Genomic DNA, 13,644 nt, shown 5'->3' with positions numbered 1-13,644 from the left:
CCGAACACCTCGATCAGCGGCAGGGTGATCTGCATGTCCGGGGCCGGGACGCCGACCAGCACCACCCGCCCGGCCAGGTCCCGGGCGTAGAAGGCCTGCTCGAACACCGCCGGGTGCCCCACCGCGTCGATCGCCACGTCCACCCCGAACCCGCCCGTGGCCGCCCTGATCGCCGCCACCGCGTCGGTGGACCGGGAGTTGACCGTGTGGGTGGCGCCGAACTGCCGCGCCCACGCCAGCTTCCGGTCGTCCACGTCCACGGCGACGATCGTGGTCGCCCCGGCCAGCCGGGCGCCGGCGATCGCGGCGTCGCCCACGCCGCCGCAGCCGAACACCGCCACGGACTCGCCGCGGCGCACGCCGCCGGTGTTGATCGCCGCGCCCACCCCGGCCATCACCCCGCAGCCCAGCAGCCCGGCGGCGGTGGCCGGGGTGGCCGGGTCCACCTTGGTGCACTGCCCGGAGTGCACCAGCGTCTTCTCGGCGAACGCGCCGATGCCCAGCGCCGCGGACAGCGCGGTGCCGTCGGTGAGGGTCATCTGCTGGGCGGCGTTGTGGGTGTTGAAGCAGTACTGCAGCTCGCCCCGGGCGCACGCCCGGCACTGCCCGCACACCGCCCGCCAGTTGAGGACCACGAAGTCCCCGACGGCGACGTTGGTCACGCCCTCCCCGACCGCGGCCACCACCCCGGCGGCCTCGTGGCCGAGCAGGAAGGGGTACTCGTCGGTGATGTTGCCCTCGCGGTAGTGCAGGTCGGTGGCGCACACCCCGCACGCCTGGACGTCGACCACCGCCTCTCCGGGGCCGGGGTCGGGGACGACGATCGTCTCGACCGTGACCGGGGCTCCCTTGCTGCGGGCGACGACGCCCCTCACCTCGTAGGCCATGGCGGGAGCCTATGCCCGGCCACGGGGGTGGTTGGACCGTCCGGGAGCTGGTTGACTTCGCAACGATCCGGTCTCGACCGGTGGGGATCGACTCCTTCGTCCAGCGGTACGTCCAGGACGGACGTAGCGTTCCCGCGGGTCCGTGACGTCTGGCACAGACCCTTTCCGGCGGGGGATCCCCCGACCGATGTCCTCCGGAGGTCCGTCCCGTGGCAGTACCGAGTTTCCTGGCCCGAGATCGCATCGTGGCCCGTCCCGGCTTCAACCGCTGGTTGATCCCGCCGGCGGCGCTCGCCGTGCACCTGTGCATCGGTCAGGCGTACGCGACGAGTGTCTACAAGACCGCGCTCGTCGAGCACTTCGACACGAGCCTGACCGCGATCGGCGTCATCTTCTCGATCGCGATCGTCATGCTCGGCGTCTCCGCCGCCCTGTTCGGCACCTGGGTGGACCGCAACGGTCCCCGGGCGGCGATGTTCACCTCCGCCGTCTTCTGGGTCTCCGGCTTCCTGGTCGGCGGTCTGGGCATCGAGACCGGGCAGCTGTGGCTGCTCTACCTCGGCTACGGCGTCCTGGGCGGCATCGGCCTGGGCATCGGCTACATCTCCCCGGTCTCCACGCTGATCAAGTGGTTCCCGGACCGGCCCGGTCTGGCGACCGGCATGGCGATCATGGGCTTCGGAGGTGGCGCGCTCATCGCCTCGCCGCTGTCCCGGCAGCTGATGAACTACTACGACCCCGCGTACGACGGCACCGCGGGCACCGTGCCCAACGGGGAGGCCGTCGCGGCGCTGTTCTTCACGCTGGCCGCGGTCTACCTGGTCTTCATGATGTTCGGCGCCTTCATCATCCGGGTCCCGGCCGACGACTGGCGGCCCCACGGCTTCGACCCGTCCTCGGTCAAGAAGAAGGCCCTGGTCACCACCGAGAGCGTCTCGGCCAACAACGCCATCAAGACCCCGCAGTTCTGGCTGCTGTGGACGGTGCTCTTCTGCAACGTCACCGCGGGCATCGGCATCCTCGAGCAGGCCGCGCCGATGATCCAGGACTTCTTCCGCAACGGGGAGACCTCCACGGTCGCCGCCGCCACGGCCGCCGGCTTCGTCGGCCTGCTGTCGCTGTTCAACATGGGCGGCCGCTTCGTGTGGTCCTCGACGTCGGACTTCATCGGCCGGAAGCCCATCTACATGGTCTACCTGGGTGTCGGCGCCCTCCTGTACATCGGGCTGGCCACCATCGGCAGCACCGCCACCTGGCTGTTCGTGCTGCTCGCGGCCGTGATCATCTCCTTCTACGGCGGCGGGTTCGCCACGGTCCCGGCCTACCTGCGCGACCTGTTCGGCACCTACCAGGTCGGTGCCATCCACGGTCGGCTGCTGACCGCGTGGTCCGCCGCCGGTGTCGCCGGGCCGCTGATCATCAACGGCGTCCTGGACACCCAGGGCACCCCCGGCCAGCTCGTCGCGGCGAACTACCGCCCGGCGCTGTTCATCATGGTCGGCCTGCTGGTCGTCGGCTTCATCGCCAACCTGCTGGTCCGCCCGGTGGCCAGCAAGTGGCACGAGCCGAAGGCCACCTCCCCCGCCACCGCTCGCGCCGACACGGAACGGAGCGCCGTCCGATGAGCCACCCCGCCACCGACCACCGGCAGCCCACCCACACCCCGGTGGGGCTGATCGCCTTCGCCTGGACCCTGGTGGGCGTGCCGCTCGCCTACGGGCTCTACAACACGGTCAAGGCCGCCAGCGCCCTGTTCGGCGGCTGAGCCCACCAGCACACACACCGCGCCCCGGTCGCTCTCGTAGCGGCCGGGGCGCGGTGTCGTCCAGGACGGGTCCGGACGAGCCGGGGACGGCTCTCCGCCGGGGTGGAACGGTCGCGGGGCCCGGAGGGTCTCCCGACCGGGACACGGGCAGCGGCCCGGCTCAACCGGGGGACGGCTCCTGGCCGCGGTGTCGCCCGGAGGGCGACAGGGGGGACAGCGGCAGGTGGGGGCTCAGGTCGGCGCGGTTGCCGCTGGCGCTGGCCCGCCCGTCGGCGACCGCCTGTTCCCAGGTGAGCCGCCCCGTCGCCAGCCGCAGCCAGGTGGCGGCGTCGGTCTCCACGACGTTGGGTGGCGTCCCGCGCGTGTGCCGCGGCCCCGGCACCAGTTGGACGGCGACGTGCGGGGGCACCCGCAGCTCCACCGAGCGGCCGGGCACCTGCTGGGCCAGCCAGCGGGCGGTCGTCCTGACCGCGGCCCCCAGCACCGACCGCGGGGGCTGCTCGGCCTCCCCCGCCAGCCAGGCCCGCACCGGGTCGACCGCGGCCCGCAGCTCGTCGGCCGGGATCGGCCTCGTCGACGGGGGCACAGCCGGCATCAGCTGGTCGGGACGGTCCCCGCCGGGACGCTGCCCACGGTCGCCTCCGGGGTGCCGAACAGGGCCGGGAGCGTCGCGCTCCAGGCGGCCCGCAGCTCGGCCAGCGGCAGCTCGGCGACGCCGTCGACGGCGAGCACGTCACCGCCCGTCGTCCCCAGCTCGGTGACCGGGACGCCGGCCCACTCGGCGGTGACCCGCACCGCTTCCGGGTCGGTCGTGGTCACCACGACGCGCGCGGCCGACTCGCTGAACAGCGCGGTGAACACGTCGCCGTCCAGGGTCAGCCGCGCGCCCGTGCCGTACCGCAGCGCCGACTCGGCCAGCGCCTGCGCCAGGCCGCCGTCGGCCAGGTCGTGCGCGGAGGTGACCAGCCCCTCGCGGCCCAGCGCGGCGAGCAGCTCGCCCAGCGACCGCTCGGCCTCCAGGTCCACCGCCGGCGGGCGGCCGCCGAGGTGGCCGTGGACGACGCTCGCCCAGGCGGAGCCGCCGAACTCCGGCCGGGTGACGCCGAGCAGCAGCACGGTCTCCCCCGCCGTCCGCCAGCCGGTGGGCACGCGGGTCCGGACGTCCTCGTGCACGCCTAGGACGCCGATCACCGGCGTCGGGTTGATCGCGACGTCGCCGGTCTGGTTGTAGAGGCTGACGTTGCCGCCGGTGACCGGAAGCCCGAGGTCGCGGCAGGCGTCGGCCAGGCCGCGGACGGCCTCGGCGAACTGCCACATCACCTCCGGCTCCTCCGGGGAGCCGAAGTTCAGGCAGTTGGTGACCGCCAGGGGGCGGGCGCCGCTGACCGCCACGTTCCGGTAGGCCTCGGCGAGGTTGAGCTGCGCGCCGGTGTACGGGTCCAGCCGCGCGTAGCGGCCGTTGCCGTCGAGGGCGAGCGCGATGCCGCGGGAGGTCCCCTCGTCGATGCGCACCACGCCGGCGTCGTCGGGCTGGGCGAGCACGGTGTTGCCGCGGACGTAGCGGTCGTACTGCTCGGTGACCCAGGTCTTGTCCGCGCCGTCGGGGCTGGCGACGACGGCCAGCCAGTGCGCAGCGAGCTCCTCGGGGGTCGCCGGGCGGGGCAGGGCGGCCGGGTCGTCGGCCTGCAGGTCGTCGAGGTCGGCCGGGCGCTGCATCGGCCGGTCGTACACCGGACCCTCGTGGGCGACGGTCCGCGGCGGGACGTCGACGATCCGCTCGCCGTGCCAGTCGACGGTCAGCCGGTCGCCGTCGGTGACCTCACCGATGACGGTGGCCAGCACGCCCCACTTGCGGCAGACGGCGAGGAAGGCGTCGACCTTGTCCGGCTCGACGATGGCGCACATGCGCTCCTGCGACTCGCTCATCAGGATCTCGGCGGGCGTCAGGGTGCTGTCGCGCAGCGGCACGGCGTCCAGGTCGATGTGCATGCCGCCGGTGCCGGCGCTGGCCAGCTCGCTGGTCGCGCAGGACAGGCCGGCGCCGCCGAGGTCCTGGATGCCGGTGACGAGGTCCTCGCGGAAGATCTCCAGGCAGGCCTCGATGAGCAGCTTCTCGGTGAACGGGTCGCCCACCTGCACGCTCGGGCGCTTGGCCGGCCCCTCCTCGTCGAAGGTCTCGCTGGCCAGCACCGAGACGCCGCCGATGCCGTCGCCGCCGGTGCGGGCGCCGAAGAGCACGACCTTGTTGCCGACGCCCTCGGCCTTGGCCAGCCGGACGTCCTCGTGCTTCATGACGCCGACGCACAGCGCGTTGACCAGCGGGTTGCCCGCGTAGCAGGCGTCGAAGAGCAGCTCACCGCCGATGTTGGGCAGGCCCAGGCAGTTGCCGTAGCCGCCCACGCCGGCGACGACGCCGGGCAGCACGCGGGCGGTGTCGGGGGCGTCGGCCGGGCCGAAGCGCAGCGAGTCCATGACGGCGATCGGGCGGGCGCCCATGGTGAGGATGTCGCGCACGATGCCGCCGACCCCGGTGGCCGCGCCCTGGTAGGGCTCGACGTAGCTGGGGTGGTTGTGCGACTCGACCTTGAAGGTCACCGCGTAGCCGTCGCCGACGTCCACCACGCCGGCGTTCTCGCCGATGCCCACCAGCAGCGCCTCGCTGCGCGGCAGGTCGCCGAAGCGGCGCAGGTGCGCCTTCGAGCTCTTGTAGGAGCAGTGCTCGCTCCACATGACCGAGTACATGGCCAGCTCGGCGGTGGTGGGCCGGCGACCGAGGATGTCGCGGATCCGGGCGTACTCGTCGGACTTCAGGCCCAGCTCGCCGTAGGGCTGCTCGAGGTCCGGCGTCCGCGCGGCCAGCTCGACGGTGTCGAGCTGGTGCGACAGCGGGCCGGGCCCGGTGTCGAGGTCGCTGAGTCCCTGCGTCATGCGCTGACGACCGCCTTCAGGACGCTGGTGAAGAACCCGAGACCGTCGGTGCTCGGGCCGGTGAGGTCCTCGACGGCGTGCTCGGGGTGCGGCATCAACCCGACGACGCGGCCGTTCTCACTGGTGACGCCGGCGATGTCGCGCATCGAGCCGTTGGGGTTGCCCTCGACGTAGCGGACGGCGACCCGGCCCTCGCCCTCGATCCGGTCGAGGTCGGCCGGCGCGGCCACGTAGCGGCCCTCGCCGTTCTTCACCGGGACGACGATCCGCTGGCCGGCCTCGTAGTCCTGCGTCCACGCGGTGTCCGCGCGCTCGATGCGCAGCGCCTGGTCGCGGTTGCGGAAGTGCAGGTGGCCGTTGCGGGTGAGCGCGCCGGGCAGCAGGCCGGCCTCGCAGAGCACCTGGAAGCCGTTGCAGATGCCGAGCACCGGCATGCCCTGGTGGGCGCGGTCGACGACGTCCTGCATCATCGGCGCCCGCGCGGCGATGGCGCCGGCCCGCAGGTAGTCGCCGTAGGAGAAGCCGCCGGGCAGGACGATGGCGTCGACGTCCTCGAGGTCGTGGTCGTCGTGCCAGAGCGCGACGGGCTCGGCCCCGGCCAGGCGCACCGCGCGGGCGGCGTCGACGTCGTCCAGGGAACCCGGGAAGGTGATGACACCGATGCGCACGGAGGGGGTACTCCTCAGTCGGTCGGGAGGTGGAGCTCGACGTCCTCGATGACCGGGTTGGCCAGCAGCGTCTCGGCGATCTGCGTCAACTCGGCCTCGTCGGGCGTGCCCTCGACCTCGAGGACGAAGTGCTTGCCCTGGCGGACGCTGCGGACGCTGTCGTGGCCGAGCCGGCCCAGCGCTCCCAGCACCGCCTGACCCTGGGGGTCGGAGATCTCCGGCTTCAGCACGACGTCGACGACCACCCGAGGCACGCGGACGAGCGTACCGGGGTGACGCGGACCACTGACCGGAGCGCGTACGACGCCGGCTCTCGCCCTCCTCCTCCCGCGAGATCTGCACAGTGGCGGCCTTCACCCCCCTGACGGCGACCACTGTGCAGATCTCGCCGCGCCAGGTCAGCCGGCGTCGAGCAGGGACCACACCGCCTCGGGGGCCTCCCAGTGGGCGTTGTGGCCGGCGCCCTCGACGAGCACCGCGGCCGGGTCCACCCGGCGCATCGCGTCGAGGCCCACCATCGGGTCGGACGCCCCCGCCGCCAACCGCAGCGGCGCGACCGAGCGGCGCAGCACCTCCTCGACCGGCGGGCCGACGGCGCCGAACGCCCGCGGGTCGAGCGCCGGCGCCCACCCCGAGGACACCTCGCGGACGCCGGCGAGCGCGACCGCGTCGTCCGGGGCCACGAGCCCGGTGAGCCCGGCCAGCCGCAGGTGCCGGTCGGCGGCCTCGGCGCGGGTCGCGAACACCTGCGGCGGGCGGGCCACCAGCGACCGGGCGCGGCTCACCTCGTCGTCCGTCCAGTCGATCTTGACGCCGAGCGCCACGACCCGCGCGACCTCCACGCCGTACCAGCCGCCGCCGAGCACCGCGCCCACCACGCCGCCGAACGAGTGCCCGAGCACGGTGACCCGCGCGGCGCCCGACTCCGCGGCGAGCACGGCCACGTCCGCGGCGTGCACCGCGTAGCCGTACGGCGGTTCGGCCGGCGACCGGCCGTGCCCGCGCAGGTCGGGAACGGCCCAGGGTCCGCGCCACGACGCCTCGACCAGCGGCAGCAGCCGGTCCCACACCGCGCCGGTGGCGCCCAGCCCGTGCAGCAGCAGGAGCAGGTGGTCACCCGCGCCGCCGGAGCGGTACGCGAGGCCCGAGCGCGTTCCGGCCACGTCAGCGGAACGCAGTACCGGTCAGCCGCTCGTAGGCGGTCACGTAGCGCTCGCGGGTGGCCTCGACGACGTCGGCGGGCAGCTCCGGCGGCGGGGAGACGCGGTCCCAGCCGGACGACGTGAGCCAGTCGCGGACGTACTGCTTGTCGAACGAGGGCTGCGCCGCCCCCGGCGACCACAGCGTGGCCGGCCAGAAGCGCGAGGAGTCCGGCGTGAGCACCTCGTCGCCGAGCACCAGCCCGCCGTCGGGGTCGAGACCGAACTCGAACTTGGTGTCGGCCAGCACGATCCCGGCGTCCAGGGCGATCTCCGCGCCGCGCCGGTACAGCGCCAGGGTCAGCTCGCGCAGCTGCCCGGCCCGCTCGGCCCCGACCGCGCCGACGACGGCGGCGAAGTCGATCGCCTCGTCGTGCTCGCCCTGCTCGGCCTTGGTGGACGGCGTGAACACCGGCTCGGGCAGCCGGGAGCCCTCGACCAGCCCGGCGGGCAGCGGGACGTCGCGGATGGACCCGGTGCGCTGGTACTCGACCGTGCCGGAGCCCGAGAGGTACCCACGGGCCACGCACTCCACCGGCAGCATCTCCAGCCGGCGCACCAGCATCGCCCGCCCGGCGACCTCGGCCGGGACGTCGGACGCCGACAGCAGGTGGTGGCTCGCCCCGAAGGACGACAGCACCGGCGCCAGCTGGTCGAACCACCACACCGACAGCTGCGTGAGCACCCGGCCCTTGTCCGGGATGGGCGTGGGCAGCACGTGGTCGTAGGCGGAGATCCGGTCGGAGGCCACGAGCAGCAGCCGGTCGGAGCCGGCGTCGTACACCTCGCGGACCTTGCCCCGGGCGACGAGCGGCAGGGCCACGGTCATGACAGCGCGGCGAGCCGGTCGAACAACGGCCCGAGGTTGGCCACGTACCGCTCCGGCCGGCAGATCTCGTCCAGCCGCGCCTCGTCCAGCGTCACGCCCGCGTCCGCCGCGCGCTTGCGCAGCGTCTCGCGGAACGGCGTCCCGCTGTTCCAGGTCTCCATCGCCGCGGACTGCACCAGCGCGTAGGCGTCCTCCCGCGAGGCCCCGCCCTCGACCAGCTCGAGCAGCACCGACGAGGTGTAGATCAGCCCGCCGGTCGACTCGAGGTTGGCCCGCATCCGGTCGGCGTCCACGACGAGGTTCTCCACCAGCCCGGTGGTCAGGTGCAGCAGGTAGTCGGTGGTGATGGCGGCGTCGGGCAGGAACACCCGCTCGGTGGAGGAGTGCGAGATGTCGCGCTCGTGCCAGAGCGGGATGCCCTCCATCACCGGGACGACGGCGGCGCGGACGACGCGGGCCAGGCCGGCGATGCGCTCGGAGCGGATCGGGTTCTTCTTGTGCGGCATCGCGCTGGAGCCCTTCTGGCCAGAGCCGAACGCCTCGGAGAGCTCCCGCACCTCGGTGCGCTGCCCGTGCCGCACCTCCAGCGCGACCGTCTCGCAGACGGTGGCGATGATCGCCAGCGCCGCGACCCACTCGCTGACCGAGTCGCGCAGCACCACCTGGGTGGAGGCGTCGGCGGGCCGCAGGTCCAGCGCCTCGGCGACGGCGACCTCGACCGACGGGTCGATCAGCGAGTACGTGCCGACGGCGCCGGAGATGGCGACGACGCCGACCCGCTCCCGCGCGGCCCGCAGCCGGTCCCGCGAGCGGGCGGCGGCGAACGCGATGTCGGCGACCCGGTGGCCCCAGACGTCGGGCTCGGCGTGCACACCGTGGGTGCGGCCGACCTTGATGGTGTCGCGGTGGGCCAGCGCGTGGTCGCGCAGCACCGCCACCAGCCGGTCGAGCCGGGCCAGCAGCAGGTCGGTGGCCTCGGTCAGCTGGACGGCGAGGGCGGTGTCCAGCAGGTCCGAGGAGGTCATGCCGTGGTGCACGTAGGCGGCGGCCGACCGGGGCTCGGTGTTGTCGGCCCACGCGGTGAGGAAGGCGATGACGTCGTGCTGCGTCGTCTCCTCGATCTCGGCGACCCGCGCAGGCAGGGGCGGCGGCGCGTCGCGCACGGGTTGCACCGCCTCGGCGGGCACCCGCCCGGCCGCGGCGTGCGCCTCGAGGACGAGGGTCTCGACCCGGCACCACAGCTCGTACTTGTGCTGGTCGCTCCAGACCCGCCCCATCTCGGGCAGGGTGTACCGCTCGATCATCGGGGTACCGCCCGCCACTCGTCAGCTCGTCGCACCACGTGCCCCAGTCTCCCGCAGGCGAGATGCTGTCGACGACGGCCCCTCGAGCTCCCCGGAGGAACCGATGCTGCGACGGGGCACCCACCTGCTGACGCGGGCCCGCGAGCGCATCCGCGCGGCCCGTGAGCACGACCCGCACGCCTGGCCGCACCCCTGGTCACACCCCCACCCGGACGACGACGCGTACCTCGACGACGGGACGACCGACTCCGACGACGACACCGACCGGCCGCCCCTCGGCAGCCCCGAGCCCGGCGCGCCCGACCTCGACGGCCCGCTCGGGCCCGGCGGGGTGAGCGGGCCGCCGGCGGGGAGCGACCAGCGGCGCGGGCCCGCCGAGCGGCGCCGTCGTCCCGCGCGGGGACCGGGCGCGCCCGAGGAGGAGGTGCCCCTGGCGCTGCGGGTGGCGGCCGCCTGGTCGTGGCGGCTCATCGTCGTCGTCGCCGGGCTCTACATGCTGCTCTGGGCGGCCGCCTACGTCGCCGTGGTCGTCGTCCCCGTGATCGTCGCGCTGCTGCTGGCGGCGCTGCTGCAACCGGGCGCCTCGGCGCTGGTCCGCCGCGGCTGGCCACGGGCGCTGGCCGCGCTCACGATGCTGGTGGTCGGGCTCGGCACCGTGGCCGGCATCGTCACGCTCGTCGTCCAGCAGGTCACCACCGGCTTCGGCGACCTCGCCGACCAGGTCGGTCAGGGTGTCGAGCAGGTGCGCGACCTCCTCGTCCGCACCTTCCCGGTCACCCGGACGCAGCTGGAGAACGCGGTCACCCAGCTGCAGCAGACGCTCGTCGACAACGAGGACGTGCTTGCCTCGGGCGCGCTCACGACCGCCGTCACGGTCGGCGAGGTCGCCACCGGCACCCTGCTGGCGCTGTTCACGCTGTTCTTCTTCCTCAAGGACGGCCGCTCGATCTGGCTGTGGCTGGTCGGCCTGTTCCCGCGGGACTCGCGCGCGTACGTCGACGAGGCCGCCCGGCGCTCGTGGCGCACGCTCATCTCCTACGTGCGCGCCACGGCCGCCGTGGCGATGGTCGACGCGGTCGGCATCGGCATCGGGCTGGCGGTCCTGGGCGTCCCGCTGGTCATCCCGCTGGCCGCGCTGGTCTTCCTGGGCGCGTTCATCCCGATCATCGGGTCGTTCCTCGCCGGCACCGTCGCCGTGCTGGTCGCGCTGGTCTCGAAGGGGCCGATCACCGCGCTGATCGCGCTGGCCGTCGTCGTGCTGGTCATGCAGCTGGAGGGGCACGTCCTGCAGCCGCTGCTGCTGGGCCGGGCGGTGCGGGTGCACCCGCTCGCCGTCGTCCTCGCGATCGCCGCGGGGCTGCTGGTCGCCGGCATCTTCGGCGCGCTCATCGCCGTGCCGACCGTGGCCTGCGCGAACGTGGCCGGCACCTACCTGTCGCGGCGCTACGAAGGCCCGCGCCCACCCGAGCCGCGCCGCGACCGCGCCCGGCCGGCGGTCACCGCCCGGTAGGGAGGCTGATCCGGCCCTCGACCGCGGCCAGCGCGATGTCGGTGCGCCAGTGCGCGTCGGCCAGCCGCACGCCGGCGACCCGCTCGTAGGCCCGCCGGCGGGCCGCGGCGAGGTCCGCGCCGACGGCGGTCACGGCGAGCACCCGCCCACCGGCGGAGCGGACGGTGCCCTCGGCGTCCACGGTGGTGCCCGCGTGCAGCACCCCCTCCGCGTCGGCGCCGGTGACCGGGTCGCCGGTGCGCGGCCGCTCGGGGTAGCCCGGTGCCGCGACGACGACGGTGACCGCGGCCCCGTCGCGCCAGCGCAGCGGCGGGTGGTCGGCGAGCGTGCCGGTGGCGGCCGCGTGCAGCAGACCCCCCAGCGGGGTCTCCAGCAGCGGCAGCACGACCTGGGTCTCCGGGTCGCCGAAGCGGGCGTTGAACTCCACCACCCGCACCCCGCGCGAGGTCAGCGCGAGCCCGGCGTAGAGCAGCCCGGAGAACGGCTCGCCGCGGCGGCGCATCTCGTCGACCGTCGGCTGCAGCACGGTGGCCAGCACCTCGTCCACCAGCCCCGGCGGCGCCCACGGCAGCGGCGCGTAGGCCCCCATCCCGCCGGTGTTGGGCCCGGCGTCACCGTCGTCGCGGCGCTTGGCGTCCTGGGCGGGCAGCAGCGGCAGCACCGTCGTCCCGTCGGTGACGGCGAACAGCGACACCTCCGGGCCGTCGAGGTACTCCTCGACGAGCACCGCGCCGCCGGCCTCGAGCACGCGGTGCCCGTGCGCCACGGCGGCGTCCCGGTCGGTCGTGACGACGACGCCCTTGCCGGCGGCCAGCCCGTCGTCCTTGACCACGTACGGGGCACCTTCCCCGGCCGCCCCGGCCTCGTCCAGCGCCGTCTCCAGCTCGGCCGGACCGCCGACCGGCCAGGACCGGGCGGTCGGGACGCCGGCGGCGGCCATCACGTGCTTGGCGAAGGACTTGCTGCCCTCGATCTGCGCGGCCTGCTCCGACGGCCCGAAGCAGGCGATGCCGGCGTCGCGGACGGCGTCGGCGGCCCCGGCGACCAGCGGCACCTCCGGTCCGATGACGACGAGGTCGGCGCTCCAGCCGGTGGCGAGCGCGGCGACCGCCACCGGGTCGGCGACGTCGACCGCGGCGGGCTCGGCGACCGCCCGGGTGCCGGCGTTCCCGGGCGCGCAGGCCAGCGCGGTCACCGCGGGGTCGGAGGACAGAGCGACGCACAGGGCGTGCTCCCGGGCACCGGAGCCGATCACGAGCACGCGCACGGACGGCGACGCTACCGAGCGCGCGACGTACTGGAACGGCCACCCTCCAGGGTCCCGCGCCGAGCCCCGATCGGCCCCTTGCCGGGGCCCGCCGCGAGCCTGCGAGTGGTGGGGAGCAGGGGGTCCTTCTAGGGGTGAAGGGTGGTCCTTCCGCGGTTCGGCTGCGAGCGGTACGACCGGTGCAGCGCCCGGACGCGGGCGTGCTCGGCGGCCCGGGCGCGGGCGTCCGAGCGCAGCGCCTGGCGGTGCGCCTCGGCCTGCAGCTTCCGCCAGGCGGTGTAGCGGGCCGGGTCCAGCCGGCCGTCGTCGATCGCGGCGGCCACGGCGCACCCGGGCTCGGTGCGGTGCGCGCAGTCGCGGAAGCGGCACCGGGCGGCGAGCTCGGTGACGTCGGCGTAGGCGGTGTCGACCCCGGCGTCGTCGACCAGCCCGAGCTCGCGCATCCCCGGGGTGTCGACCAGGAGGCCGCCGCCGGGCAGCAGGTGCAGCTCGCGCGCCGTGGTGGTGTGCCGTCCACGACCGTCGGCCTCGCGGATCCCGTGGGTGGCCGCCACCACCGTCCCGGCCAGCGCGTTGGCCAGGCTGGACTTGCCCACGCCCGACGGGCCGACCATCGCCGCCGTCCGCCCCGGGCCCAGCAGCGCCCGGACGGCGTCCAGCCCCTCCCCCGTCACCGAGCTGACGGCCACGACGTCGACACCCACGGCGTCCTCCGCGACGGCCAGCAGCGCGCCGGGGACGTCGTCGCACAGGTCGGCCTTGGTGAGGACGACGACCGGCGTCGCGCCGCTGCCCCAGGCGACGGCGAGGTAGCGCTCCACCCGGCGCAGCCGCGGCGCCGTGGTCAACGCGTCGACGACGAGCACCAGGTCGAGGTTGGCCGCGACCACCTGCTCGGCCGACGTCCGCCCGGCGACGACGCGGGTGAACGCCGTCCGGCGGGGCAGCACCGCGACGGCGAGCTCCCCGCGCAGCGCCACCCAGTCGCCGACCGCCGGCCCGCTGCCCTCGAGCAGCGCCGCGGCGGGGTGCGCCCGCAGCTCGCCGTCGCCGGTCAGCACGGTCAGTCGGCCGCGGTCGACCCGCGCGACCCGGCCCGGGCGGGTGCCCGGCGGCAGGTCGGCGTCGAGCGCCCGCACCCAGCCCAGGAGTGAGATGTCCGTCACGTCGGCATCGTCCCGCGCAGGTCAGGGCGGTGTCCTCCGAATTGTGGGCGACCAGTCGGCGCGCGTTCGCCGTCTCGACACCTCGCTGGGGTGTTGTAGCCGGCATGCGCGCGATCGCGTC

General features: G+C 74.8%; 13 protein-coding genes. 3 read left to right on the top strand and 10 right to left on the bottom strand.

What is annotated here, in order from left to right; translation table 11 throughout:
• On the bottom strand, positions 1-887 hold an 887-nt coding region (locus BLS21_RS18685), incomplete at its 3' end, for an S-(hydroxymethyl)mycothiol dehydrogenase (protein ID WP_091221912.1).
• A gap of 209 nt (positions 888-1,096) precedes the next feature.
• Between BLS21_RS18685 and BLS21_RS18680 the strand changes: the two genes are divergently transcribed.
• A complete protein-coding gene (locus BLS21_RS18680; protein WP_091221910.1) occupies positions 1,097-2,512 on the top strand; it encodes an OFA family MFS transporter in 1,416 nt (471 codons plus the stop codon).
• Positions 2,509-2,652, top strand: coding sequence for an MFS transporter small subunit (locus BLS21_RS25275; RefSeq protein ID WP_175479636.1), 144 nt, complete (start codon positions 2,509-2,511; stop codon positions 2,650-2,652). Before BLS21_RS18680 ends, BLS21_RS25275 begins: the two co-directional genes overlap by 4 nt.
• Before the next feature lie 160 nt (positions 2,653-2,812).
• Here the strand turns inward: BLS21_RS25275 and BLS21_RS18675 are convergent, their stop codons facing one another.
• From BLS21_RS18675 to purB, 7 genes are all read right to left on the bottom strand, one after another.
• Positions 2,813-3,247: a sterol carrier family protein gene (locus tag BLS21_RS18675; protein ID WP_091221907.1), complete on the bottom strand. Its 435-nt coding sequence runs from the start codon at positions 3,245-3,247 to the stop codon at positions 2,813-2,815.
• A complete protein-coding gene (gene purL / locus BLS21_RS18670; RefSeq protein ID WP_091221904.1) occupies positions 3,247-5,580 on the bottom strand; it encodes a phosphoribosylformylglycinamidine synthase subunit PurL in 2,334 nt (777 codons plus the stop codon). Before purL ends, BLS21_RS18675 begins: the two co-directional genes overlap by 1 nt.
• Complete coding sequence (gene purQ, locus BLS21_RS18665) at positions 5,577-6,248, bottom strand: phosphoribosylformylglycinamidine synthase subunit PurQ (protein WP_175479635.1); 672 nt, start codon at positions 6,246-6,248, stop codon at positions 5,577-5,579. Before purQ ends, purL begins: the two co-directional genes overlap by 4 nt.
• 14 nt (positions 6,249-6,262) lie before the next feature.
• Positions 6,263-6,502 carry a phosphoribosylformylglycinamidine synthase subunit PurS gene (gene purS / locus BLS21_RS18660; RefSeq protein WP_091221901.1) on the bottom strand — a complete coding sequence of 80 codons (240 nt, stop codon included), beginning with the start codon at positions 6,500-6,502 and terminating at the stop codon, positions 6,263-6,265.
• Between the two features lie 144 nt (positions 6,503-6,646).
• Positions 6,647-7,411 carry an alpha/beta fold hydrolase gene (locus BLS21_RS18655; protein ID WP_175479634.1) on the bottom strand — a complete coding sequence of 255 codons (765 nt, stop codon included), beginning with the start codon at positions 7,409-7,411 and terminating at the stop codon, positions 6,647-6,649.
• Between the two features lies 1 nt (position 7,412).
• Positions 7,413-8,276 (bottom strand): phosphoribosylaminoimidazolesuccinocarboxamide synthase, encoded by an 864-nt coding sequence (locus tag BLS21_RS18650; protein WP_175479633.1) that lies wholly within the window; start codon positions 8,274-8,276, stop codon positions 7,413-7,415.
• Positions 8,273-9,598, bottom strand: a complete 1,326-nt coding sequence (gene purB / locus BLS21_RS18645) for an adenylosuccinate lyase (RefSeq protein ID WP_245700556.1) — start codon at positions 9,596-9,598, stop codon at positions 8,273-8,275. The genes BLS21_RS18650 and purB overlap by 4 nt, the downstream gene beginning before the upstream one ends.
• A gap of 85 nt (positions 9,599-9,683) precedes the next feature.
• Here purB and BLS21_RS18640 point away from each other — a divergent pair, with 85 nt between their 5' ends.
• A complete protein-coding gene (locus BLS21_RS18640) occupies positions 9,684-11,090 on the top strand; it encodes an AI-2E family transporter (RefSeq protein WP_091221893.1) in 1,407 nt (468 codons plus the stop codon).
• Here the strand turns inward: BLS21_RS18640 and purD are convergent.
• Both purD and rsgA read right to left on the bottom strand, forming a co-directional pair.
• Positions 11,077-12,357, bottom strand: coding sequence for a phosphoribosylamine--glycine ligase (gene purD / locus BLS21_RS18635; protein ID WP_091221891.1), 1,281 nt, complete (start codon positions 12,355-12,357; stop codon positions 11,077-11,079). The two genes, BLS21_RS18640 and purD, sit on opposite strands and share 14 nt — an antisense overlap.
• A gap of 128 nt (positions 12,358-12,485) precedes the next feature.
• Positions 12,486-13,523: a ribosome small subunit-dependent GTPase A gene (rsgA, locus tag BLS21_RS18630; RefSeq protein ID WP_091221888.1), complete on the bottom strand. Its 1,038-nt coding sequence runs from the start codon at positions 13,521-13,523 to the stop codon at positions 12,486-12,488.
• Positions 13,524-13,644: the final 121 nt, after the last annotated feature.

The organism is Geodermatophilus siccatus (assembly GCF_900103785.1).
Lineage (GTDB): Bacteria > Actinomycetota > Actinomycetes > Mycobacteriales > Geodermatophilaceae > Geodermatophilus > Geodermatophilus siccatus.
Note: the sequence above shows the minus strand (reverse complement) of the source record. Positions and strands in the feature narration are given on the sequence as shown.